This window comes from Micromonospora sp. M71_S20, assembly GCF_003664255.1.
Taxonomy (GTDB): domain Bacteria; phylum Actinomycetota; class Actinomycetes; order Mycobacteriales; family Micromonosporaceae; genus Micromonospora.
Map to the genome: position 1 here is coordinate 3132218 of NZ_RCCV01000001.1, position 23238 is coordinate 3155455.

The 23238-nt window shown below is 72.6% G+C and carries 22 protein-coding genes; 16 read left to right on the plus strand and 6 right to left on the minus strand.

What is annotated here, in order from left to right:
- Positions 1–14 precede the first annotated feature (14 nt).
- The 11 genes from DER29_RS34575 (at position 15) to DER29_RS14165 (ending at position 10189) form a co-directional block, all read left to right on the plus strand.
- On the plus strand, positions 15–950 hold the full coding sequence (locus DER29_RS34575) for a thiamine pyrophosphate-dependent dehydrogenase E1 component subunit alpha (protein ID WP_199729277.1): 936 nt from the start codon (positions 15–17) through the stop codon (positions 948–950).
- Positions 943–1923: an alpha-ketoacid dehydrogenase subunit beta gene (locus DER29_RS34580; RefSeq protein WP_199729279.1), complete on the plus strand. Its 981-nt coding sequence runs from the start codon at positions 943–945 to the stop codon at positions 1921–1923. The genes DER29_RS34575 and DER29_RS34580 overlap by 8 nt, the downstream gene beginning before the upstream one ends.
- Positions 1920–2681 carry an SDR family NAD(P)-dependent oxidoreductase gene (locus DER29_RS14125; RefSeq protein ID WP_121397751.1) on the plus strand — a complete coding sequence of 254 codons (762 nt, stop codon included), beginning with the start codon at positions 1920–1922 and terminating at the stop codon, positions 2679–2681. The genes DER29_RS34580 and DER29_RS14125 overlap by 4 nt, the downstream gene beginning before the upstream one ends.
- 40 nt (positions 2682–2721) lie before the next feature.
- Positions 2722–4044 (plus strand): hypothetical protein, encoded by a 1323-nt coding sequence (locus DER29_RS34160; RefSeq protein ID WP_158619024.1) that lies wholly within the window; start codon positions 2722–2724, stop codon positions 4042–4044.
- Positions 4041–4340: a YciI family protein gene (locus DER29_RS14135; protein ID WP_121397752.1), complete on the plus strand. Its 300-nt coding sequence runs from the start codon at positions 4041–4043 to the stop codon at positions 4338–4340. Before DER29_RS34160 ends, DER29_RS14135 begins: the two co-directional genes overlap by 4 nt.
- Positions 4340–5917 carry a hypothetical protein gene (locus DER29_RS14140; protein ID WP_121397753.1) on the plus strand — a complete coding sequence of 526 codons (1578 nt, stop codon included), beginning with the start codon at positions 4340–4342 and terminating at the stop codon, positions 5915–5917. Before DER29_RS14135 ends, DER29_RS14140 begins: the two co-directional genes overlap by 1 nt.
- Positions 5918–6322: 405 nt before the next feature.
- Positions 6323–7513, plus strand: a complete 1191-nt coding sequence (locus DER29_RS14145) for a sensor histidine kinase KdpD (protein ID WP_158619025.1) — start codon at positions 6323–6325, stop codon at positions 7511–7513.
- Positions 7510–7974, plus strand: a complete 465-nt coding sequence (locus DER29_RS14150) for a roadblock/LC7 domain-containing protein (RefSeq protein WP_121397755.1) — start codon at positions 7510–7512, stop codon at positions 7972–7974. Before DER29_RS14145 ends, DER29_RS14150 begins: the two co-directional genes overlap by 4 nt.
- A gap of 23 nt (positions 7975–7997) precedes the next feature.
- Positions 7998–8342 (plus strand): DUF742 domain-containing protein, encoded by a 345-nt coding sequence (locus DER29_RS14155; RefSeq protein WP_199729281.1) that lies wholly within the window; start codon positions 7998–8000, stop codon positions 8340–8342.
- Positions 8320–8925 (plus strand): ATP/GTP-binding protein, encoded by a 606-nt coding sequence (locus tag DER29_RS14160; RefSeq protein WP_199729283.1) that lies wholly within the window; start codon positions 8320–8322, stop codon positions 8923–8925. Before DER29_RS14155 ends, DER29_RS14160 begins: the two co-directional genes overlap by 23 nt.
- 22 nt (positions 8926–8947) lie before the next feature.
- Entirely contained in the window at positions 8948–10189 is a 1242-nt protein-coding gene (locus DER29_RS14165) for a styrene monooxygenase/indole monooxygenase family protein (protein ID WP_121397757.1), read from the plus strand.
- Positions 10190–10367: 178 nt separating this feature from the next.
- Here the strand turns inward: DER29_RS14165 and DER29_RS14170 are convergent, their stop codons facing one another.
- The 3 genes from DER29_RS14170 to DER29_RS14180 form a co-directional block, all read right to left on the minus strand.
- Positions 10368–11195, minus strand: a complete 828-nt coding sequence (locus tag DER29_RS14170) for an SGNH/GDSL hydrolase family protein (protein ID WP_233599795.1) — start codon at positions 11193–11195, stop codon at positions 10368–10370.
- 137 nt (positions 11196–11332) lie between these two features.
- Entirely contained in the window at positions 11333–12097 is a 765-nt protein-coding gene (locus DER29_RS14175; protein ID WP_121397758.1) for an HD domain-containing protein, read from the minus strand.
- A gap of 7 nt (positions 12098–12104) precedes the next feature.
- The gene (locus tag DER29_RS14180) at positions 12105–13073 is read right to left on the minus strand and encodes a GlxA family transcriptional regulator (RefSeq protein ID WP_233599797.1); all 969 of its coding nucleotides are present in this window, start codon (positions 13071–13073) and stop codon (positions 12105–12107) included.
- A gap of 180 nt (positions 13074–13253) precedes the next feature.
- Here DER29_RS14180 and DER29_RS14185 point away from each other — a divergent pair, with 180 nt between their 5' ends.
- Positions 13254–15593: a glycosyl hydrolase family 18 protein gene (locus DER29_RS14185; protein WP_305036121.1), complete on the plus strand. Its 2340-nt coding sequence runs from the start codon at positions 13254–13256 to the stop codon at positions 15591–15593.
- Between the two features lie 69 nt (positions 15594–15662).
- Here DER29_RS14185 and DER29_RS14190 read toward each other — a convergent pair whose 3' ends face one another.
- On the minus strand, positions 15663–16088 hold the full coding sequence (locus DER29_RS14190) for a GNAT family N-acetyltransferase (RefSeq protein ID WP_233599798.1): 426 nt from the start codon (positions 16086–16088) through the stop codon (positions 15663–15665).
- Positions 16089–16144: 56 nt separating this feature from the next.
- The gene (locus DER29_RS14195) at positions 16145–16798 is read right to left on the minus strand and encodes a TetR/AcrR family transcriptional regulator (protein ID WP_121397760.1); all 654 of its coding nucleotides are present in this window, start codon (positions 16796–16798) and stop codon (positions 16145–16147) included.
- Positions 16799–16907: 109 nt separating this feature from the next.
- Here DER29_RS14195 and DER29_RS34585 point away from each other — a divergent pair, with 109 nt between their 5' ends.
- Both DER29_RS34585 and DER29_RS14205 read left to right on the plus strand, forming a co-directional pair.
- The gene (locus tag DER29_RS34585; protein ID WP_233599799.1) at positions 16908–17375 is read left to right on the plus strand and encodes a MarR family winged helix-turn-helix transcriptional regulator; all 468 of its coding nucleotides are present in this window, start codon (positions 16908–16910) and stop codon (positions 17373–17375) included.
- A complete protein-coding gene (locus tag DER29_RS14205; protein WP_121397762.1) occupies positions 17372–19012 on the plus strand; it encodes an MDR family MFS transporter in 1641 nt (546 codons plus the stop codon). Before DER29_RS34585 ends, DER29_RS14205 begins: the two co-directional genes overlap by 4 nt.
- Positions 19013–19190: 178 nt before the next feature.
- Here the strand turns inward: DER29_RS14205 and DER29_RS14210 are convergent, their stop codons facing one another.
- Positions 19191–19490 (minus strand): hypothetical protein, encoded by a 300-nt coding sequence (locus tag DER29_RS14210; RefSeq protein ID WP_121397763.1) that lies wholly within the window; start codon positions 19488–19490, stop codon positions 19191–19193.
- Between the two features lie 289 nt (positions 19491–19779).
- On the opposite strand from DER29_RS14210, the gene DER29_RS14215 reads away from it, so the two are divergent.
- Together DER29_RS14215 and DER29_RS14220 are read left to right on the plus strand one after the other, a co-directional pair.
- Complete coding sequence (locus DER29_RS14215; RefSeq protein ID WP_148710047.1) at positions 19780–22686, plus strand: BTAD domain-containing putative transcriptional regulator; 2907 nt, start codon at positions 19780–19782, stop codon at positions 22684–22686.
- 195 nt (positions 22687–22881) lie between these two features.
- Positions 22882–23208 (plus strand): hypothetical protein, encoded by a 327-nt coding sequence (locus tag DER29_RS14220; RefSeq protein ID WP_121397765.1) that lies wholly within the window; start codon positions 22882–22884, stop codon positions 23206–23208.
- Positions 23209–23238 lie beyond the last annotated feature (30 nt).

Below are 23238 nucleotides of genomic sequence, written 5' to 3' on the forward strand. Positions count from 1 at the left end.
CTTTTGGGGGTGTGATGGGTCTGCCGGACGACTATCGGCTCATGGCCCGGATCCGCCGGTTCGAGGAGCGGCTGGCCGCCCTCAAGGACGACGGCGAGATCCCGGGTTCGATCCACCTGTGCAATGGCCAGGAGGCGATCCCGGTCGGCGCCTGCCGGGCGCTACGCGACGGCGACCACGTGACCGCCACCTACCGGGGCCACGGCTGGGCGGTCGCCCGGGGCGTGGACATGGTCGGGCTCTTCGCCGAGATGATGGGGCGCGACTCCGCCCTCTGCGGCGGTCGGGCCGCCTCGCCGTACCTGTCCGACCCGAGCCGCTGGTTCGTCGGGGAGAACTCCATCGTCGGCGCCGGAGTGCCGGTCGCCGCCGGCGCCGCGCTCACCGCGCAACGCACCGGCAGCGGCGCGGTCTCGCTGGTCAGCATCGGTGACGGCGCGATGAACCAGGGCAACGTCCACGAGGGGATCAACCTCGCCGCCGTGCTGGACCTGCCGCTGGTGCTGGTCGTGGAGAACAACGTCTACTCCGAGATGTCCCGGATCGAGGACATGGTCCGCGTCCGCCAGCTCGCCGAACGCGCCGCCGGGTACGGCATCCCCGGCCGGGTCGTCGACGGCAACGACGCCGACGCCGTGGCCGAGGCCGTCACCGAGGCCGTCACGCGGGCCCGCGAGGGCGCCGGACCCTCCATCGTGGAGGCCATGACCGAACGGCTGGTCGGCCACTACAGCGGCGACGTGCAGCACTACCGGCCGGCCGGCGAGATCGCCGCCGCCCGTGGCCGCGAGCCTCTGGCCCGGATCCGGCAGGCCGCCGACCCCGCGCTCACCGCCCGGCTCGACGCCATCGACGCCGAGGTGGCCGCCGAGGTCGAGGCCGCCGTCACCGCCGCCCGCGCCGTGCCGTTCCCGGACCCGGCGACCGCCAAGGAGCACGTCCATGTCTGAGTCCCTGCGCTACATCCAGGCCGTCAACGCCGCGCTCACCTGGGCCCTGGACAGCCGCGACGACACCGTCTACTTCGGTGAGGACGTCGCCCTTCCCGGTGGGCCGTTCGGCGCCACGAAGGGGCTGCACAAGCGGTTCGGCTCCGCCCGCATCTTCGACACCCCGATCTCCGAGACCGGCTTCCTCGGCATGGCCCTCGGGGCGGCGATGACCGGCCTGCGCCCGATCGCCGAGATCATGTACGCCGACTTCTCGTTCGTGGCGATGGACCAGTTCGTCAACCAGATCTCCACCATCCACTACTCCAGCAACGGCCGGTGGAGGGCCCCGCTGGTGATCCGGATGCAGCAGGGCTACTCGCCCGGCGCCTGCGCCCAGCACTCCCACTCGCCGGAGGCGTACTTCGCGCACACCCCCGGCCTGCGGGTCGCGCTGCCGGCCACCCCCGACGACGCGTACCAGATGCTGCGCACCGCCGTGATCAGCGACGATCCCGTGGTCGTCGCCGAGGCGCGGATGCTCTACCCGACGCGCGGACCCGTGCGCACCGACGCCCCGGTCGAACCCGTCGGCGGTGCCCGCGTGGTCCGCCCGGGCGACGACGTCACCGTGGTCGCCTGGTCCCGGATGGTCGGCGCCGCCCTCGACGCGGCGGGTGAGCTGGCCGAGGAGGGCATCGAGGCCGAGGTGATCGACCTGCGCTGGCTCAACCCGCTCGACTTCGACACGGTCGCCGCCTCGGTGGCGCGCACCGGCCGGCTGGTCGTCGCCCACGAGGCGAACCTGACCGGCGGGTTCGGCGCGGAGATCGCCGCCCGGGCCGCCGCCGAGTGCTTCGCCGACCTGCGCGCCCCGGTCGCCCGGGTGGCCACCCCGGACGTGCCGATGCCCGCCGCCCCGGCCCTGCAGGCCGCGGTGGTGCCCGAGGCCGCCGACGTGGTGGCGGCGGTACGCCGGACGGTCCGTCCGTGACCGTCGACGCCCCGCCGGCCGGGCTGCTGGCCGGCCGGCGGGTGGTCGTCGTCGGCGGCGCCTCCGGCATCGGCCTGGCCACCGTCCGGGCCGCGGCCGCCGCCGGCGCGTCGGTGGCCGTGCTGGACGCCGACGGCGACGGCGCTGCCAGAGCCGCCGAGCAGGCGCGCGGCGGCGGGGCGAGGGCCTGCGCCCGGCAGGTCGACGTGACCGTCGAGGCCGAGGTCGCCGCCGCTCTCGACGCCGCCGCCGCCGAACTCGGCGGGATCGACGCCGTGCTGCACGTGGCGGGCGTCATGCGCGGGCAGGGCCTGGACATCCGGGAGGTCAGCGCCGAACTCTGGGCCCACGTGATCGCCGTCAACCTGACCGGACCGTTCCTCGTCGCCAAGCACGCCGTGCGACACCTCACCGGCCGCCCGGGTGTGCTCGTGCTCGTCGGGTCCAAGGCGGGCGTACACAACGGATCCGGGTCGGTACCCTACGGCGCGAGCAAGGGAGGGCTGCACGGCCTGGCGCTCACCCTGGCCCGACAACTCCGTCCGCACGGGATCCGTGTGCACGCGCTCTGCCCCGGCGACATCGACACGCCGCTGATGCGCAGGTCGTTGGCCGAGGCACGGGCCAACGGCGCGGACGGGGACCGGGTCGCGGAGATCGAGGCCGCCCTTGGTCGGCCGGAGGACGTCGCGTCCACGCTGGTCCTGCTGGCATCGCCGGTCAGCGACGGTGTCGTGGGCACCGTCCACACCGGCTGAGCAGCCAACCCGAGGGCGGCGACGACGTGGAGGCAACAAGGTGATCGGCATCATCGGCCCGGAGGACTCGATCCGGCTCGTGCAGGAGGTCTCCGCCGGCGAGGGACGCGCCGGGGACCTCACGGCCCGCGCCTACACCCGACCCGAGCAGGCGCCCGAGTTGGCCCGCGAACTCGACGAACTGTGCCAGGTGCTGCTGTTCACCGGGCGCATCCCGCACGCCTTCGCGGCCTCCGCCGGAGGGCTGCGCGCCGAGATCGACTACATGCCGCACGCCGGCATCGACCTCTACCGCACGCTGTCGCGGATGCTGCTGGCCAACGGTGGACGGCTGCCCACGGTCAGCGTGGACACCATCGAGGCCGACACCGTCCGGGAGACCTACCACGACATCGAGCTGACCCCGCCCACCGAGATCCTGCCCATCGCCGACTCCTCCGGCCTGCTCTTCTCCGGCCTCGACGAGATCGTCGCCTTCCACCGCGAACGGTACGCCTCCGGCGCCGTCGAGGCGTGCCTGACCTGCCTCGGCGCGGTCCACCGGGACCTGCGCGAGAGCGGCGTGCCGGTCTGGCGTGTCGAACACACCCGCGCCTCGGTCCGCGACGCCCTGCGCCGGGCCTGGCTCGCCGCGGAGATCCGGCAGTCCCGGGCCACTCAGATCGCGGTGATGATGATCGAGCTGGCGGAGCAGGCCGGTCGCGGGCACGACCCGTACCAGGTGGAACGGCAGCGGCTGCGGCTGCGCGAGGCGCTGCTGGAACACGCCGAGCGGATGCGGGGCAGGCTGAGCACGATCGACGACCGTACGCTGCTGATCACCACCACCCGGGGCACCGTGGAGAGCGCCATCGCGCGGCAGCGCTCCGGTCACGCGACGCTGCTCACCCTGCGTGGCGTCGACGTCGAGCACACCGTCGGCTTCGGCGCCGGCACCACCATCGCCGCCGCCGAGGACAACGCCCGCAAGGCGCTGGCGCTCGGCCGTGCCAGCGGCGACACCCACGTGGTCTTCCCCGACGGGGAGATCTACTCCAGCCGCGAGAGCCCGGTCAAGCAACGGCTGCGCGAGACCGCCTCCGGGGTGCTGCGCATCTCCGAGCAACTGCGGCTCGGGCCGTTGTCGACCCGCCGGCTGCTGGAGGCGCTGCACCAGACGGACCCGAACGAGGTGACCGCGCGGGGCCTGGCCGACGCGTACGGGGTGGAGGTCCGCTCGGCCCGCCGGCTGCTCAACTCCCTGCGCGCCGCGGGCTACGCCGAGGAGATCGGCGTGCACGTTAGCACCGGCGCGGGCCGGCCGCAGACCGTCTACCGGGTGGAGATGCAGCGGCTGTTCGACGAGATCGGCGGTGGCGTGTGAGGTTCGAACCGACCTTCCTGGTCACCGCCACGTTCGCCGCCGACGCCGCCGTCCGGCGCGAACCCCACCGGCAGGCGCACCTCGCCCGCGTCGAGTCCCTGCTCGCCGACGGCACCGCCCTGCTCGCCGGAGCCCGGGCCGACCTCGGCGCCTCCGTCCTCGTCCTGCGGGCCGCCGACGCCGGCGCCGCCCGCGAGCTGTGCGAACAGGATCCCTACTGGCGGCACGGGGTGTGGACGGCCATCGAGGTGGCCGACTACCTGGCCGCCGTCCCGCCACCTGACGGAAGGTCATGATGTCGCAGTACCGCCAGATCACCGGAATCCGGGTGCGGGGCGCCGCGTCCGCGCCGTACGCCGCCCGGCTGCTGACCGAGGCATGGGGGGAGAACCCCGAGGGAGTCACCGTCGACCTCGACGTCGACCCGGCGCTTCCCGAGGGCGGCTACCGCATCGAGGTGCCCGGACAGGGCGACATCCGGCTCACCGGCGACCCCTTCGCCGGCCTGATCTACGCCGCTCGGGAGCTGACCGACCTGGCCACACCGGCCGGTCTTCCCCTGGGCGTGCGCACCGGGGCGCCCGGGCTGCCGCTGCGGACGCTGTGGACCTGGGACCACTCCACCAACTGGGACCTGCGCCAGCTCGGCCAGCAGGAGATCGGGGCGCTCAACCCGTACGCCAAGGGCGCCGACGCCTTCGGCGCCGACTACCGCCGGCTGGTCGACTTCTGCAGCCGCGAGCGCATCGGCGGCATCGTGGTCTACGGGCTGCTGCGCGACGCCCACGGCGGCGTCGAGGCGGCCCGCGAGCTGTGCGAGTACGCCAACGCCCGGGGCGTGCGCATCATCGCCGGCATCGGCGTCAACGCCTACGGCGGCATCTACTTCGACGGCCGGCACCGCTACAACCTCGCCACCTGGCTGCGCCAGCGGCCCGACCTGGGCGCGGAGCTGCCGAAGAAGGTCGGCTTCGACATCGACGACTTCGGCGACCTGCACTTCCCGGCCAGCGAGTACATGATGGCCGCCTGCCCCTCGCAACCGGACAACCTCGCCTGGCACCGGGACGCCGTCGACTGGCTGCTGGACACCCTGCCCGTCGGGGGGATCAACTTCGAGACCGGCGACTACGGCAGCTGCGCCTGCCAGCGCTGCGCGGCCCGCACCGGAGGCGAGCGCACCTCCTGGTCGTACGAGGCGATGCGGTCGGTCTACCCCACCCTGCTGGAGACCGCCCGCCGCAAGGGCCCGGCGGGGGTGCCGCTGCGGCACCTGGTCGAGGTCTACTGGGACAACATCTTCGACCTCGACGCGCAGAAGCCGCTGGCTGAACTGCCCGACGACGTGGCCTACCAGTACTGCGTCAACCGGGGCTTCTGGTACGAGAACCGGCACCGGCTCACCGCCGCACACGTCGACCGGCTCCCGCACACCACCAACGTGCTGCGCACCCACGCCGGCTCCCAGTGGAACCGGCAGCGGCACTCCTGGGTGCCGGACATGTACGCCGACATGGGTATCCGGGCCGGCGGCGCCGGGATGCGCGGGCTGACGATCTTCGCCGAGGCGTCGGCGTACCACCCGACCAACGAGATCAGCTACCTGGCGTACGCCCGCTTCACCTGGAATCCCGACCTGGCCTGGGCGGACTTCTGGCGCGACGAGGTGGCTCCCCGCTTCGGCGGCGCGGCGGAGGCCGAGGCGTTCCGCGACGGCGCGGCCGTACTGGACGACGACTCGGCGACGGCGGCCGCCCTCGTCGCGGTCCGCGAGGACGCCCTGGCGATGGTCGCCGCCACCGGTGGCGAGGTGCAGCGCCGGTGGCTGTGGCTGGCCGAGCGGGCCACCCGCCACGCCCACTCCGCCGGCTGATCCCGCCACGGCCCCGCCGGCGGCAACCGGCTCGGCCGGCCGTCCCGCCGTGGGCGGGGCCCGGCGCAGGTGCTCGCGGCACTGCCGATGGAACGGAACCGGCGCGGCCGGGGACCTGACCGGTACGCCAGGCGGCCCCGCTGTGACGTCAACGGCCGCGCCGTCGCTGTAGAGAGCGAGCCGATGACGGTCGGCTGCCGGCGGGTGTCCCCGTTCCGTCGAATGTGAAAACCACCCCAACCTTTCTCGCAAACATTGCGATCGGTCGAAGACGATGGTTGACTGCTCCATCGTGTCAGAACGCGTGAAAACCGATAGGTCGGGAACTTCGTGAAACACGACGTAATGACAACGCCGCATCCCGAAGGCCGACGCCGGGTGACCTGGCGGCAGCGGATGGCTCGCTTGCTGGATCCGACGGCCGCGCAGTGGGCGATCACGCGGGAGGAACCGCCGTCACCACGGCGGCCGTCGTCCACACCGGAGCAGGCCGAGAACCTGTGGCCGGCGATCTGCGAGCAGTTCGCGTTGCGCATCCTCGCCTCGGCCTACCAGATGGGCAGTCACCTCGAGGCCGTGGAGGCCGACGAACAGGATCCGGAGCGGCTCGAGAGGCTCTACCGCATCGACCACGCGAACACCCGCATCCGCCGCCACGCGGAGAACCTGCAGGTCCTCCTGGGCCGACGCGTCGAGGACGCCAACCCGCAGAAGGTCGCGTTGGTGGACGTGATCCGGGCCGCGAGCTCGGCGGTCGAACACTACCCCCGCATCCGGGTCGGACACGTGGTGAGCCTCGGGATCGTGGAGTTCGCCGCCGACGACGTGATCCGGGTGCTCACCGAACTGTTGGACAACGCGACCCGCTTCTCGCCGCCCACCTCCTCCGTGATCGTCTCCGGGTACGTCACGGAGGCCGGTGGCGTGCTGCTCCGTCTCGAGGACTCCGGCGTCGGCGTCAAGCCCGACCAGCTCGGGGCGCTCAACGCCATGCTCGCCGGCAACGCGTCCGCCCCGGCAGCGGTCAACCCCGCGGCGCACCTGGGCCTCGTTGTCGTCTCGCACCTGGCCCGCGCCCACCATCTGCGGGTGAACCTGACCAACCGGCCATCGGGCGGCACCACCGCGACCGTGCTGGTTCCCGGGGCGTTGCTGTGCGAGATGACGCCCGCGGCCCGGCCGGGACCCGCGCCGTCCCCACCGTTCGAGACGCAGCGCCCCGTGCCGCCCGATCGGCCGTCGGCGCAGGACGGCGGCCGCCGAGGAGTGGCGCAGGCACCAGCCGCCGACGCCCGTGCGCAGACGCCGACGTCGCGCCTGACGCTCGTGCACGGCCAGCCCACGGGGGACAGCCGCGGCCCCGCCCCACGTCAGCCGGCTGCCAGCGGCAGCGGCCTTCCCCGACGCGTACGCGCGAGTGTGCGCGCGGACGGGCCGCCTGGCGGCGGTAGCCGGTCGCCGGGGCCCGAAGCGCCACCGCCGCGGGCATCCTCGTCGGACCGCGACAGCTGGCCGGACGAGACGGCGGCTTTCGCGGCCGGAATCGCCGACGCGCAGGCACCTACGAGCACGCAACCCCAAGGACAACTGCCATGACCTACCCGAACAGCGGCAGCGGCGGACCACAGGCCGGCCACCCCGGCCATCAGGACTTCGCGTGGCTGGTGAGCCAGTTCGCCGACGAGGTGCCCGGCGTCACCCACGCACTGATCGTGTCCCTCGACGGTCTGCAGCTCGCGGCCTCCCGCGGGATCTCCCGGGACCTGGGGGACCAGCTCGCCGCGTTGACCGCCGGACTGCTCAGCATGGCCGACCGCAGCGCCGACCTGCTCGACCTCGGCGCGTCGGAGTACCTGACGGTCCGACTGCCGCGCGGACACCTGATGTTCATGCGGGTCGGCGAGTCGGCGGGGCTGACCGTGGCCGCCGCCGCCGGCTGCGACCTGCGGGTCGTCTCCTACCACATGGCGCAGTTCGTGGGAGCCGTCGGGCACGTGCTCACCCCGCAGTTCCGCAACGAGCTGCACCGCCTCACCGCCAGCCAGTCACCCCGCTAGTGTCCGGAGCCGAGGGAGTGAACGTGCCCACCACGTACTGGAAGGTGCGGCCCTACGTCTTGACCGGGGGGCGCACCCGCACCCGGCAGCCCTTGCTGGTGCACACCCTGGTGTCGGTGCCGTACTACGACGCCGTCTTCGCCTCCGGTCTGCTGCCGGAGGCGCGGACGCTGTACGAGCAGGCCAGGAGCATGCGGTCCGTTGCCGAGCTGTCGGCGGTGTGCGGCACGTCGTTGGGTGTGACCCGCGTGGTGATCGACGATCTCGCCGCCACCGACCGGCTGCAGATCCACGCCGACCCCTACACCTCCCCATTCGACGACCGCCTTCTGGAGAGACTGCGCGATGGCCTTCGCCAGCTTGCCTGACAGCCCCCTGGTGACCTCCGCGAAGATCGTCATCGCTGGCGGCTTCGGGGTCGGCAAGACGACCTGCGTCCGGTCCATCTCGGAGATCCCCCCGATCAACACCGAGGCGTGGATGACGGCGGCGAGCGAGACCGTGGACCGGCTGGACCCGGGAATCGACAAGACGACCACCACCGTGGCGATGGACTTCGGGCGGCTGACGATCGGCCCGGACCTGGTGCTCTACCTGTTCGGCACGCCTGGCCAGCCACGGTTCTGGCCGATGTGGGACGACCTCTGCCGGGGGGCGGTCGGAGCGCTGGTCCTGGCCGACACGCGGAACCTGGAGGCCTCGTTCGCGGCGGTGAACTACTTCGAACAGGACAGCGATGTGCCGTTCGTGGTCTGCGTCAACCTGTTCGACGGCGCGCTGACGCACCATCTCGAGGACGTCCGCGAAGCCCTCACGCTCCCCACCGAGGTCCCGCTGATCACCTGCGACGCGCGCGAACCGTCGTCGGTCGCCAGGGCGCTGCTGGCGGTCGTCGAACACACCATGGCACGCACCACCGGCCCGGTCCCGGGCGCGCTCGCGGTCCGGTAGCTCACATCGCTGGAGGCATCACATGCGCAGAGTTCTTATCGTGGGAGCTGGTCAGTCGGGGCTGCAGCTCGGCCTGAGCCTGCTCGCCGAAGGGTACGAAGTGACCATCATGTCGGCGCGTACGCCCGACGAGATCCGTCGTGGCTGGGTGATGAGCACGCAGGCCATGTTCTCCGCCGCCCTGGACACCGAACGCCAGTACGGGCTGAACCTCTGGCAGGAGCAGTCGCCGCGCATCGAGGGGCTGCACGTGTCCCTGTCAGCCCCGCCCGGCCAACGCGCCCTGCGCATCCCCTGCCCCTTGGACCGCTACGCGCAGAGCACCGACCAGCGGCTGAAGATGGCTGCCTGGCTGGAGCTGTTCGAGCAGCGCGGCGGCACCGTCCACTACCAGGGGGTGACGACCGCCGACCTGGACGGGCTGACCCGGCTCGGCCGCTACGACCTGACCATCGTCGCGGCCGGTAAGGGCGACCTCGTGGGCGTCTTCGACCGGGACCCGCAACGATCGGTGTACACCGCGCCCCAGCGAGGGCTCGCCGTCGCCTACGTGCACGGCATGACGCCGGACCCGCTGTGGCCGGTGCCGCACGTCAGCTTCAACGCGGTGCCGGGGCTGGGGGAGCTGTTCGTCATTCCCGGGCTGACCCTGTCCGGGCCATGCGAGATCCTCTTCTGGGAGGCGGTGCCCGACGGCCCGCTCGACCTGTGGAAGGAGCGGCGTGATCCGGCGGAGCATCTCAAGCTGACCCTCGAGCTGGTGCGGCAGTACACGCCCTGGATCCACGAGCGGTGTGCCGACGTCGAGCTGACGGACGGGCGGGCCACCCTGTCGGGCCGGTACACGCCGACCGTCCGCCGCCCGGTGGCGAAGCTGCCCTCGGGCGGACTCGTGCTGGGTATGGCGGACGTCGTGGTCGCCAACGACCCCATCACCGGTCAAGGCAGCAACACCGCGGCGAAGTGTGCCTCCTCGTACCTGGGATCCATTCTGGAGCGCGGTGACCAGCCGTTCGACGGACAGTGGATGACCCAGACCTTCGAGCGGTTCTGGGAGGGCGCCGGGCAGGCGGTCACCGCCTGGACCAACGCGATGCTCCAGCCGCTGCCGCCGCACGTGCAGCAGATCCTCGGCGCGGCGTCCACCAATCCGACGATCGCCCGCCGCTTCGCCAACGGGTTCTCCGACCCGAACGACTTCCAGGACTGGTTCATGACACCCGACGCCGCGGAGCGCTACCTGGCCCTCGTGGCCACCACCTGATCCGGCCAGCTCTCGGCACCACCCTCTCCGACGAAAGCTGTCCACAGCGGAGGCCATCACCCGGTCGCGGACGGGTGGCAGGGACAACCTCGCCCGCGGCTCCGTCGGGGGTAGCGACCCGGCTGGCGCGGAATCGCCGGCGGGTTCGGGCGTCCCGGCCCGGCGGGCACGCATGCGGTCAGGACCTCCGGGCGGTGGTGGCGCCGAGGGCGGTCTGGACCATGCCGGCGTACCCGACGTGGCCGGCGCGGTTGGGGTGGTACGACTCGCCGAGCGGGTTCGAGGTGCCGTTGAGCCACTCGACGTCGTCGCAGACGGCGTGGCCGGTGAACGGGCCCCGGGCGTCGACGAAGGTGAAGCCGTGGGCGACAGCCCGGCTCCGGATGGTCGTGGCGAGCAGGTCCGCGGCGGCGTTCAGTTCGGCCTGCTCGCCGGGGGAGATCCTCGCGATGAGGTTGCACTCCTCGCCGTTGAACAGCCTCGGGTAGCCGACCACCGCGACCCGGGCGTTCGGGGCGAGGCTGCGGATCCGGGAGTAGAGCTGGTCCAGCCGGCCCGGAAGGATGTTGCGGATCTGGTTCTCCGCGTTGTCGATCTGGGACCAGCAGGTGGCGGGCCAGGGCAGCGCGCACTGCAGGATCACCGACGACCAGCCGATGTCGTTGCCGCCGGCGGACACCGTGACGTGGTTCGTCGACGCGGTCAGGCTGCCCAGCTGTCCGGTCAGCACGCCGGAGACCGTCGCGCCGGCGCAGGCCGGGAAGGTGAGGGTGGCGCCGAGCCGGGCGGCGCTCAGGACCGGATAGGAGTGCCTGGAGCGCTGGCACGAGCCGCTGTCGGGGTAGTACTCCCGGGTCCCGGTGCCCGAGGCGTACGAGTCGCCGAGTGCGGTGTAGGTCGGGGCGGCGGCCTGGGCGGGTGCGGCGGCCAAGCCGACGGTGAGCGTGGTGACCATGGGCAGGACGATCGCGGCGAGGGTGGACGCCGCACGACGGGACAACGACACGGACGCTCCAAACATCGAAGACGATGGATCCCAGATTGGCAGAAGCCTGCGTAGGGCGGAAGTGGCCGCGTAGAGATCCTTCAGATTTGTCCGGCACCGCATCGGTCGTACGCCGGTGGGTTCGCCGCTCTGGTGGGTCAGTCGCCCCAGGCGTTGGAGTCCAGGAGCATGTCCCAGGTCAGGTAGGGCAGCTCGGGGTGGCGCTGGTGCAGGATCTCGCCGGGAAGGGTGGCGGCCGGTGCCTTGCGGGGATTGGTGAGTGCCTGCGCCACGATCGCGTCGGTGACGGCCCGGGCGCCGCCGAGGCGGGGAAGGAGCCGGTGGACGCGGTCGGCGTAGTCGGGGGGCACCGGGCTGTTGGTGCCCATGAGGTCGACGCTGATCCCGGTCTGGGCGATGCCGATCTCCGGCGGGCGGCGCCGCTGGAAGACGGGTGAGTCGCGGAAGCTGCGCGTGGTGTGCATGGCGATCGCGTCCCACACGGTGTCGACCCGGTGGTCGGTGACACCCCGCTGTTCGAGGAACCGGGCGGCGAAGTCGGCGCCGTCCATCTCGAACCGCTGGTCGGAGTTGGCGTGCGCCGTCAGGCCCATGTCGTGCAGGGCGCAGATCAGGAACACGACCTCCTCGTCGTAGTCGCGGCCGGGCAGCCGACCGGCCCGCGCGGCGGCCTCGCGGGCGAACAGGAAGCTGCGCAGGCTGTGGTTGCGCAGGTAGACCTCCTGCGTCTCGCCGATCAGCCGGGCCGCCTCGCGGGCCAGCCGGGTCGACGGGAAGGGCAGGTCGGCGTCCGGTCCACCGTGGGCGGCGGCCGCAGCGGCGGGCACCAGCCCGGTGATCATGCCGGCGCCGGCGGCCAGGCCGGCGCCGAGGGCGGTTCGCCGCGAGAGGGAAGGCGTCACGGGTACCTCATCTTTCGGGTGTCGGGTGCGCGGACCGGAAGCGTTGGCGGTACTCGGCCGGGGTGATGCCGATGCCGCGCAGGAACGCGCGGCGCATGCTGTCGTCCGAGCCGAAGCCGCAGGCACGGGCGATGCGGGTCACCCCGTCGTGGGTGGCTTCGAGCAGGGTCTTCGCGGCCTCGACCCGGACCCGCTCGACGTACCGGATGGGGGTCGTCCCGACCGTGTGGCGGAACAGGCGCGTGAGGTGCCGTTCGCTGACCGACGCGTGCGCCGCCATCGTGGCGAGCGTGTGCGGTGCGGCCGGGTCGGCGGCGACGGCGTCCAGCACGCGGCGCAGCGCGCTGCCGGGAACGGCCGTGGTGCTGCCGCGGACGGTGAACTGGGACTGGCCGCCGGGGCGGTGCAGGAAGACCACGAGGTACTTGGCGGTGGTGCGGGCGCGCTCCGGCCCGTGGTCCTCCTCGACCAGCGTCAACGTCAGGTCGATGCCCGCGGTCACGCCGGCCGAGGTGAACAGCGGACCGTCGCGCACGTAGAGGGCGTCGGGCCGGACGCGGACCGCGGGAAACCGCGCCGCGAGGTCGGCGCAGGCCGCCCAGTGCGTGGTGGCCCGGCGGCCGTCGAGCAGGCGCGCCGCCGCGAGCAGGAACGCGCCGGTGCAGATGGCCGCCGTGCGACGGGCGAGCCCGCTGAGGCGGGGGAGTTCGGCGACGAGGGCCGGGGGCGGCTGCGCCGTGGCGAGGGCGTAGCCAGGCACCAGGAGCGTGTCGAAGCGATGCCGCACCTGGTGCACGGGCAGCTCCACGTCGAGGGGTACACCCACGTCGGTGCGCACCGCGCGACCGTCCACGGAGGCCAGTCGGACCCGGTAGCCGCCGCTGCCGTGCAGCACCTGCACGGGCCCCGCCACGTCGAGCAGCACGACGCCGTCGTGCACCATCACGACCACCTCGCGGCTTCCGGGGATCTCCACACCGGAAGTCTGGTCACCTTCTCCCGGGGGCCACAAGGACGGCCGCACCGCACATCCGGCCATTCGCGCCCCTGCCCACGGCCCGGAGGACCGTACGGCGGCACTGCGCTCTTGCGTCGAGGCCCCCTGGACAGGTATATATTCAGGACCGTAAATAGTTAAGTTTGTTTAGAGTTGGAGGTGGGCGCGTTGCGAAGACGGTTCAGCAAGCTCCTCGTCGGCGGTGCGGTCGGTCTGCTGGCCGCGGCGACGGCGCTGATTGTGGCCCCCGCCGCACATTCCTCCGTCGGGCAGGACGAGGCGTGCCGGCCGGACGGGCTGTACCGGACGCCAGGCGTGGCGGTGCCGTACTGCACCGTCTACGACACCGACGGCCGGGAGAAGCTGGGCGCCGACCATTCCCGGCGCATCATCGGCTACTTCACCAGCTGGCGCACCGGACGCAACGGCGCCCCGGCGTACCTGGCCCACCAGATCCCCTGGGACAAGGTCACCCACATCAACTACGCCTTCGCCCACGTCGACGCCGCCAACAAGATCTCGGTCGGCAACCCGAAGGCGGCCGACAACCCGGCCACCAACATGACCTGGCCGGGCGTCGCCGGCGCCGAGATGGATCCGCAGTACGCCTACACCGGGCACTTCAACCTGCTCAACAAGTACAAGAAGCAGAACCCGAACGTGCGTACGCTGATCAGCGTCGGCGGCTGGGCCGAGACCGGCGGCTACCTCGACGACAACGGCGACCGGGTCGACGCGGGCGGCTTCTACCGGATGACCACCACCGGCAGCAACACCGTCAACACCGCCGGCATCGCCACCTTCGCCGACTCCGTGGTCGCCTTCCTGCGCACCTACGGCTTCGACGGCGTGGACATCGACTACGAGTACCCGACCTCCAACAACAAGGCAGGCAACCCGCTCGACTTCGCCCAGGCGGACGCCAAGCGGGCCGGTCTCAACGCTTCCTACCAGGTGCTGATGAAGACGCTGCGGGAGAAGCTCGACGCGGCCGCCGCCACGGACGGCAAGCACTACCTGCTCACGGTGGCCGCACCCGCCTCCGGATGGCTGCTGCGGGGGATGGAGTCCTCGCAGGCGTTGCGGTACCTGGACTACGTCAACATCATGTCGTACGACCTGCACGGGTCCTGGAACCACCATGTCGGCCCGAACGCCGCCCTCTTCGACAACGGCGACGACGCCGAGCTGGCCGCCGGCGGCGTCTACGGCGCCTACGGCAACATCGGGTACCTCAACACCGACTGGGCCTACCACTACTTCCGGGGGGCGCTGCCCAGCGGGCGGGTCAACATCGGCGTCCCCTACTACACGCGCGGCTGGCAGGGCGTCACCGGTGGCACCAACGGGCTGTGGGGCCGCGCCGCACTGCCGGACCAGACCAAGTGCCCGCCGGGCACCGGCTCCTCGATCGGCTCCACCACCCCCTGTGGAAACGGCGCGGTCGGCATCGACAACCTCTGGCACGACCTGGACGGCGCCGGCAGGGAGGTGCCAGCCGGGGCGAACCCGATGTGGCACGCCAAGAACCTGGAACGCGGCATCACCCCGGACTACCTGTCCGCGTACGGCCTCACGCCGGCCACCGACCCGACCGACCGGATCAGCGGCAGCTACGCCCGCCACTACTCCGCCGCGCTGGTCGCGCCCTGGCTGTGGAACGCGCAGAAGGGCGTCTTCCTCTCCACCGAGGACGAGCAGTCCCTCGGCGCCAAGGCGGACTACGTGGTGGACAAGGGCATCGGCGGGGTGATGGTCTGGGAACTCGCCGGTGACTACGCCTACGACCAGGCCAAGGGCCAGTACGGCATGGGCGAGACGCTCACCACCCTGCTCTACGACAAGTTCCGGACGGCGCCCGCGTACGGTGCCCGTCGTGCCGCCGTCACCCTGCCGACCCGGACCATCGACGTGACCGCCACGGTCGGGGGCTTCGCTCTCGGCGACAACAACTACCCGATCAACCCCGAACTGCGGCTCACCAACAACACCGGCAGCCCGATCCCGGCCGGGGCGCAGCTGGAGTTCGACTACCCGACCACCACGCCGACCCTCACCCAGCAGTCCGGCTGGGCCTTGACCACCGTGTCCACGGGCCACACCGGCAGCAACGTGGGCGGGCTCAGGGGCGACTACAACCGGGTGCGGCTCACCGTACCGGCCGCCATCGCCCCGGGCGCGTACGCGGAGGTGACCCTCAACTACCAGCTGCCGATCTCCGGACCGGCCAACTTCACCCTCAGCTTCGGCGGGCAGACGTACGCGCTGGCCAGCGACCACGCCCGTGGGGCCGTGCCGGTCGGCCCGACGCCCAGCCCGAGCGGCTCGACCCCGCCGGGCGGGACCTGCACGGTGCCGGCCTGGTCGGCGGGCACCGCCTACTCCGGCGGCGCGGTGGTCTCCCACGACCGCCACCGGTGGACCGCGAGGTGGTGGACCCAGGGTGACGTGCCGGGAGCCAACGCCCAGGGCGTCTGGACCGACAACGGCCCCTGCTGAATTCGCGGGCGGGGTCGCCGGTCGACCGGCGACCCCGCCCGGCGGGTGACCGCGCACGCGCTCGGCTGGCTACGCCCCCTCGGCGCGCTGACGTCCAGGCAGTTGCAGCAGGCCTGCGGACGTGGGGCGGAACCCGCACCGATCGAGGTAGAACGGCTCCAGGTGCGCCTCATAGTCGACGTGCAGCCACTCGCAGCCCGCAGCCGCAGCGTCGTCGACCGCAGCCCGCACCAGGCCCGCGCCGATTCCCCGGTGCTGCCATTCCGGGTCCACCGCCGTGTCGAGCAGGAAGGCGTGCGCCCCACCGTCCCAGCAGACCTGGACGAAGCCCACCAGGCGGCCGGCGTCGAAGGCGCCGACCCAGGTCAACGCGTGTCGCTCCAGCCGCTCGGCCCACGGCGTGACCTGCCCGACCGCGCCACCGAAGGCTCGGGCGTGAAGGACGCTGAGTGCCACGTCATCGACAGGGAAGCGCGACACCATCTCGATCGACACGCTGGCACACTATCGCGGTGTTCCGGCATCGACCGGCCGACCGCTCCCGCCGGGCGTCAGCGGGCGGCCGGCGGCGCGGGCGTGCCGGTCGGGTCGGGCGTGACGATCGGGTCTGACGTGACCGCCGGGGTGGTGGCGGTCTCGGCGAGCGCGGTGCGGAGGATGTCGAGCAGCGGGCCGTCGGGGTGGTCGATCCAGTGCTGGATGGCGACGCGCAGGGAGGCCAGGAAGGTCGCCGCCAGGACCCGGGAGCGCAGCGTCCGGTCGGGGCCGGTCAACCGGCGGGCGACGTCGTCGGCGAGTTCGCGCTCGATGGCGGTGTAGGCCGCGATCTGGTGCGCGACGAGGCCCGGGTGCCCGCGTAGCTGACGGCGGTGCAGCAGCCAGGAGGGTGGGGCGTTGCCGTACGCCTCGACGGCGAGGCGTTCGGCGGCCCCGCTCAGCACGGCCCACGGCGGCGCGTCGGCCGGCTGCCGGCGGACCAGCTCCAGCAGCCGGCGCAGCCGTACGGCGTCACCGTGGAAGACCGCCTCCTCCTTGCTGGAGAAGTAGTTGGAGAACGTCCGGCGGGAGACGTTCGCGGCGTCGGCGATGGCCTCCACGGTGACCCGGTCGAGCCCGTGCTCGGTGGCGAGGCGCAGGGCCGCCTCGTGCAGGGCGAGGCGGGTGGCCGCCTTCTTGCGCTCCCGCAGGCCGGTGGTCTCCTCCATGGGCGACAGCCTACGGGGCCGTGACTCAGTTCTCATCGCGCAAACTTGCACTTTGAGCAAGATCGGCAGATGCTTGTGTGCGGCAACCATCTGCGACAAGGGAGGCGGCGTGGAAACTGCCGGCCGCGAACTCGGTGCGAGGCTGTCCGAGCTGGTCAGGAGCGTACGGTTGATCAAACGGCACCGGGCCGACGTCCGTCCGGCCGTGCCCGTCGGTCTCGCCGGCCTCCTCATGCAGATCGAGAAGCTGCCCGCCGACTGCCACGCCCGCGAGCTGGCGGCCCGCAGCGGGCTCGACCCGTCGACCGTCAGCCGCGCCGTCGCCTCACTCGTCAGCCACGGCCTGGTCGAGCGGCGCGCCGACCCCGCCGACAAGCGGGCCAGCCTGCTGACCGTCACCCCGGCCGGGCGGGCCGCCCTGACCGACACCTACGACTGGTACGGCCGGATCCTCGACACCGCGCTCGCCGACTGGACCCCCGCGGAGGTGGCGGCGTTCGCCACCGCGCTCGGCCGGTTCACCCGCGACATCGAGACCGTCCTCGGACACCACGACACCCTGGAGGCCGCGCGATGAGCGCACCCACCACCACGGCCGGCGACGCGCCGATGACACACCGGCAGACGCTGGAGGCCCTCAGCGGCCTGCTGCTGGTGCTGTTCGTCGCGATGCTCAGCGGCACCGTCGTCTCGACGGCGCTGCCGAACATCATCGGCGCGTTGAACGGGTCGCAGACCCAGTACACCTGGGTGGTCACCGCCACCCTGCTCACCGCGACCGCGACCACCCCGATCTGGGGCAAGCTCGCCGACCTGTTCAACAAGAAGCTCCTGGTCCAGGTCGCCATCGCCGTCTTCCTGGTCGGCTCGGTGATCGCCGGCTTCGCCCAGACCGCCGAGCAGCTCATCGCCGCCCGCGCGTTCCAGGGCATCGGCGTCGGCGGCCTCCAGGCCCTCGTCCAGGTCGCCATCGCGGCGATGATCCCGCCCCGGGAGCGCGGCCGGTACAACGGCTACCTCGGTGGCGTCATGGCGGTGGCGACGGTCGGCGGCCCGCTGCTGGGCGGGCTCATCGTCGACACGTCCTGGCTCGGCTGGCGCTGGTGCTTCTTCGTCGGCGTCCCCGTCGCCGCCATCGCGCTCGTCCTCCTGCACTTCACCCTGCGCCTGCCGACGGTCCGTCGCGAGAACGTGAAGATCGACTACCTGGGCGCGGCGCTGATCGCCGCTGGCGTCAGCGTGCTGCTCATCTGGATCTCCTTCGTCGACGACTCGTTCGCCTGGGCCTCCTGGCAGACCGCCGCCATGGTGGGCGGCTCGGTCGCGCTGCTCGCCCTGGCCGTCTGGGTGGAGTCCCGGGCCGACGAGCCGGTCGTCCCGCTCGACCTCGTCCGCCAGCGGACCACCTTCCTGGCCATCCTGGGCAGCCTGGCGGTCGGCATGGCGATGTTCGGCGGCGCCGTCTTCCTCGGCCAGTACTTCCAGATCGGCCGCGGCTACAGCCCGACCGAGGCCGGGCTGCTCACCATCCCGATGATGGCCGGCGTCCTCGGGTCGTCGATCATCGCCGGCCGGCTGATCACGAAGACCGGCAAGATCAAGCCGTACATCGTGTTCGGCGCGGTCGTGCTCGTCATCGGGTTCGCCCTGCTCGGCACCATCGACCACGAGACCTCGCTTCTGCTGGTCGGCGTGGCCATGTTCATCGTCGGTGTCGGGGTCGGCATGACGATGCAGAACCTCGTCCTCGCCGTGCAGAACACCGTCTCGCTCCGCGACATCGGCGCGGCCAGCTCGACCGTCGCGTTCTTCCGGTCGCTCGGCGGCACGATCGGCGTCTCCGTGCTCGGCGCCGTCCTCGCCCGGCGGGTGACCGACCAGATCACCACCGACCTCTCCGCCGCCGGCATCCCCACCTCCGGCAGCGCGGCGGGCGGCAGCCTGAACCTCGACGCCATGCCCGGCGCGGTCCAGCAGATCGTCCGCGCGGCGTACGGGGACGCCACCGGCCACATCTTCCTCATCTCCGCCGCGATCGCCGTCGTCGGCATCATCGCCGCGGTCCTGTTGAAGCCGGTCGGTCTGCGCAGCAGCCTGGATCTGCCCGACCCCGCCAGGTCGACGGCCGTGGCCGCCGATGCCGTCGACGGCGCTCCGGCCTTCGACCAGGTGACGGTGGACGCCGCCGGTCGGGAGACGTCGGCCCGCCGCTGAGGCTCGACCAACGGAAGCGGGGTCGCCACCGTCTCGGACGGCGGCGGCCCCGCTCTGCTGGAGGTGTGAGGAAGGGGCCCTTCCTGGCGCCTGGTGTACAGGAAGGGCCCCTTCCGCATCCGAGCAGGTGCCTGGCGGGGCGTGTCACGAGCGTGACGGCACCGACCGGCGGCCGGGCTCAGTTGACGCCGGCGCCCGCGGTCACCGGGTCGTCGTCCCGGTTGCAGGTGGGGAAGAGGTTGTCCCACAGCTCCGGCACGCCGTTCTGGTCTCCGCAGATCGTCGTCGTGGGCAGCGGCGGAAGCGGGGTGCCCGGCCTGACGACCGTCAGGCCGGGGCTCGACGATCCGGCGACCGTGTGGTTGGCGGCGCCGTCGGCGGAGGTCCCGCCGACCGCCGGCGCGCCGAGTGCGATGAGCAGGAGCGCGCCGGGTACGAGCAGCCGTGCACCGAGGCGACCGTCGACTACCGTCCGCATGTGACCTCCCTGGAGTTGTCCGTCCGATGCGAGCGTGATCGAGCCGGGGGACGCGGTCAAGCCCGTCCCGGTCACGACCCGGTCACACGCCTCCACCTGTTACGCGATCCGTCAATGGGTGTCGCGGAGTGGGTCGGGCGGCTTTCCGGGGCGTTTCGGGCGGCGCCGGCATCGTGACGAAGTCGTCACCCAAGGTGATGCGGGCAGTGTCCTCGCCGCCTGCCGGGAAGAAGGGACACGGCGGCCGGTGTGCCCCTCGTCCCTGTGGTAGAAAGCCCGGGTGGCCGCCATGCGTTTCCAACTTCTGGGGCCGCTCGAGGTGCGGATCGACGGTCGGCCGGTGCCGCTCGGTACGGTGAAGCAACGGCTGCTCTGCGCCACCCTGCTGCTGGATCCGAACGAGGTGCTGCACACCGGACACCTCGCCGAGATGCTGTGGGACGAGCCTCGGCCGGCGTCCGCGGCGGCCAACCTGAGGACGTACGCCCACGGGCTGCGCCAGGCCCTGCGTGACCGGTCGGACGGGGCGAGCCGGCTGCACACCGGCACCGGCGGCTACCTGCTCGAGGTGCGCCCCGGCGAGCGGGACCTCGACGAGTTCGAGGAGGCGGCCCAGCACGGCCGCGACGCCCGTGCCCGAGGTGAGCTGCGGCAGGCGGAGGCGAGCCTGGCCCACGCGCTCACGCTCTGGCGCGACTCACCGCTCGCCGGGCTGCCCCTGCCCCACACGGTCGCCGTACGCCTGACCCGCCTGCACGAGCAACGGCTGATGGTCGAGGAGGAGCACGTCCAGGCCAAACTCGACCTGGGCGCGTCCGCCGAGCTGGTCGGGCGGCTGCGCGAGCATGTCGACGACCATCCCCTGCGGCAGCGTGGCTGGGGTCAGCTGATGACCGCGCTCTACCGCACCGGCGACATCGCGGGTGCGGTCGACGCGTACCTGCGGGCCCGACGGGCGCTGGCCGATCAGCTCGGCATCGATCCCAGCCCGTGGCTGGAGGCGCTCTACCGCGACATCCTCGACCACAGCCCCGACCTGACCGGCGAGCCGCAGCGGTCACCGCCCGCGCGGATCGTGGTGCGCGGGCTGCCGCCGGCCGTCGACATCCTCGTCGGCCGACAGGCCGAGATGGACACCGTACGCGGCTGGCTCGACGAATCCGCGACGTGCCCGGTGGTCGCGTTGCACGGCCCGGGAGGGGCCGGCAAGTCGGCGCTGGCCGTCCGGCTCGCCCACCACCTCGCCGACCGGTACCCCGGCGGTGCCCTCTACGTGGACCTGCAGGGATCGGACGTCGACCTGCCACCGCTGCGACCCATCGACGTCCTCGGCCGCTTCCTCCGCGCGCTCGGGGTGCCGGGCAACGCCGTGCCGGGCGACGTCGGCGAAGCCACCGTCGCGTACCGGTCCGAGCTCACGGGGCGGGGCGTGCTCGTCGTCCTCGACAACGCCCGCGACGCCGCCCAGGTCAGGAGCCTGCTGCCAGCGGACGCCTCGTGCGGTGTCATGGTCACCAGCAGGCGGATGCTCGCGACCCTGCCCAACGGCCGGCATCTCGCTGTGGGGCTGCTGTCCCGCGCGGAGGCGGTCGAGCTGCTCGCCGGCGAGTGCGGCACCGACCGGGTGGCGGCCGAGCCGGACGCGGCCGTCCGCCTTGTGGATCTCTGCGGCCTGCTGCCGCTGGCCATCCGCATCGTGGGCGCCCGCCTGGTCAGCCGGCCGGGCTGGCCGATCGCCCGCCTGGTCGAGCGGCTCGCCGACCCCGGACTCCGCCTCAACGAGCTGGAGTTCGACGACCTCAGCGTCCGGCCGTCCATCGCGCTCACCTACGCCGCGCTGCGCGACGGGGGCCCGGGGGAGCAGCTGTGCGCCCGCGCCTTCCGGCTGATCGGCGACAGCCGGCTGCCCGCCGTCACCACCCGCGCCGTCGCCGCCCTGCTCGGCGAGTCGCCCGCCCGGGCCGAGACCGTTCTCGAACGCCTCGCCGACGAGCGGTTGGCGGAGCCCCGGGAGCCGGGCGTCTACGGCATCCACGACCTGGTCCGCCTGTACGCCGTCGAACGGGCCGAGGACGAGACGCCGGGGGACCGGGAGGCCGCGCTGCGGCGGCTGCTGGAGGCGTACGTGCAGGGGGCCCGGGAGTTGGAGCGGATGGCCAACGCCGGCTGGTCGCCGACCGGTGCCAGCGGCCAGGACCGACCCGCCTGGCAGGAGCCGCCGCAGACCCCCGCGAAGGCCGTCCGGTGGCTGGCCGAGGAGCACCTCAACATCCTGGCCGCCTTCCGGCAGGCGTCGACCGCCTCCACCGGCACCGCGAAGCTTGCGGCCGAGCTGGCCTGGGGGAGCGTCGCCTCGTTGCGCCGGCACGGCTACCTCCAGGAGGCCCTCACCCTCGTCGACGGCGCCGCCGCCACCACCGAGCGGCTGGGCCTCACGCTCGAACACTGTGCCGCGCTGTTCTACCGGGCGGCGTTCAACAAGGGCACCGCCGACCCGTCGGTGGTCGAGGCGGACCTGCAGCGCTGCCTCGAACTCCTCCAGTCGCTCGGCGACCGCGACCGGATCGCCACCTGCCTGGAGGCCCTCGGCAACCTGCGTCACCGGATGGGCGACGTGTCGCGCGCCCTCGTCTACCACGACGAGGCGCTCGCGCTCCGCCGTGAGTCGGGCCGACTGCTCATGATCGGCGCGACCCTCAGCAACTCCGCCCAGGTGCGCCTCTCCGCCGGGGCCGGGGAGCAGGCCTTCGCGGACGTCGAGGAGGCGCTGCGGATCGCCCGCGACATCGACGCGGTGGGCCTGATCGGTGCGGCCCTCACCATGCGGGGGCAACTGCTGTGCCGCACCGACCGATGGTCCGAGGCCCGCGAGTGCCTCGACGAGGCGCTGGTCGCCACCGACCGCTCCGGCGACCTGCCGTCGCGCTGCGAGGCGCTGCTGTCGCGCGCGGCGGCCCACCTCCGGCTCGGGCGTCACGCCGCTGCCGCCCACGACGCCGACGAGGCGGGCTCGGCGGCCGTCCGGATCGGTGACCGCTACCTGCTGGCCGTCGCGCGCCAGGCCCTGGGCCGGATCGCCGGGGCCGCGGGCGACGCCGGCGCCGCAGCGAAGCTGGACTCCGACGCCCGGGTCCTGTTCAGGTCGCTGCCGGGCTATCGGGAGCCGCAGTACGTCGAGTACTTCGGCCAGCACTGACCGGCGACGCTCATCCTGGCCTCTCGCGTCACGTCATCGCGAGTGTCACTCAGGGTGAGGGTGGTGGCGTCCGGTGTGGCGCCCTGGGCATCCCGTAACGCGCGCCCGACCAGCGCTTACCACCGTCCGCCCGCGATCGGGCTGCCACGCCCCGAACCGGATCGCATCCGCCGCGACGACCCGACCCTGACGGCGGTGCTGGAGTCGCGCCGCTCCGTGCGGGAGCACGACGACGACCGTCCGATCACCCTCGACCAGCTGCTGCCTGCGGCGCGGGACAGCGCGGGGGCGACTGGCAACTCGCAGGTGCTGGTCGTCGTCACCGCGAGGTCCGGTCGGCTGATGTGGAAGTACGAGGACTTCGACAGCTGGTTCCTGGTCCAAGGGCTCGTCGCCGCGGTCCGTCGGCCCGCTACCGCCGGGATCTCCTTCGACGAGGCCCTGCCTGACCCGATGGCGCCGGGCACCGGCCCGGAGCATCACGTCAGCGAGCTGGTCATCGACGTCGCCGGCGCGGACTGACGACGGCTCGCCCCCTGCACGGAGACGACG

Coding starts and splice junctions, on each gene's coding strand:
- DER29_RS34575 (WP_199729277.1), top strand. CDS start 15: ATGGGTCTGCCGGACGACTATCGGCTCATGGCCCGGATCCGCCGGTTC.
- DER29_RS34580 (WP_199729279.1), top strand. CDS start 943: ATGTCTGAGTCCCTGCGCTACATCCAGGCCGTCAACGCCGCGCTCACC.
- DER29_RS14140 (WP_121397753.1), top strand. CDS start 4,340: ATGTCGCAGTACCGCCAGATCACCGGAATCCGGGTGCGGGGCGCCGCG.
- DER29_RS14150 (WP_121397755.1), top strand. CDS start 7,510: ATGACCTACCCGAACAGCGGCAGCGGCGGACCACAGGCCGGCCACCCC.
- DER29_RS14160 (WP_199729283.1), top strand. CDS start 8,320: ATGGCCTTCGCCAGCTTGCCTGACAGCCCCCTGGTGACCTCCGCGAAG.
- DER29_RS14165 (WP_121397757.1), top strand. CDS start 8,948: ATGCGCAGAGTTCTTATCGTGGGAGCTGGTCAGTCGGGGCTGCAGCTC.
- DER29_RS14195 (WP_121397760.1), bottom strand. CDS start 16,798: ATGGAGGAGACCACCGGCCTGCGGGAGCGCAAGAAGGCGGCCACCCGC.
- DER29_RS14205 (WP_121397762.1), top strand. CDS start 17,372: ATGAGCGCACCCACCACCACGGCCGGCGACGCGCCGATGACACACCGG.
- DER29_RS14210 (WP_121397763.1), bottom strand. CDS start 19,490: ATGCGGACGGTAGTCGACGGTCGCCTCGGTGCACGGCTGCTCGTACCC.
- DER29_RS14215 (WP_148710047.1), top strand. CDS start 19,780: ATGCGTTTCCAACTTCTGGGGCCGCTCGAGGTGCGGATCGACGGTCGG.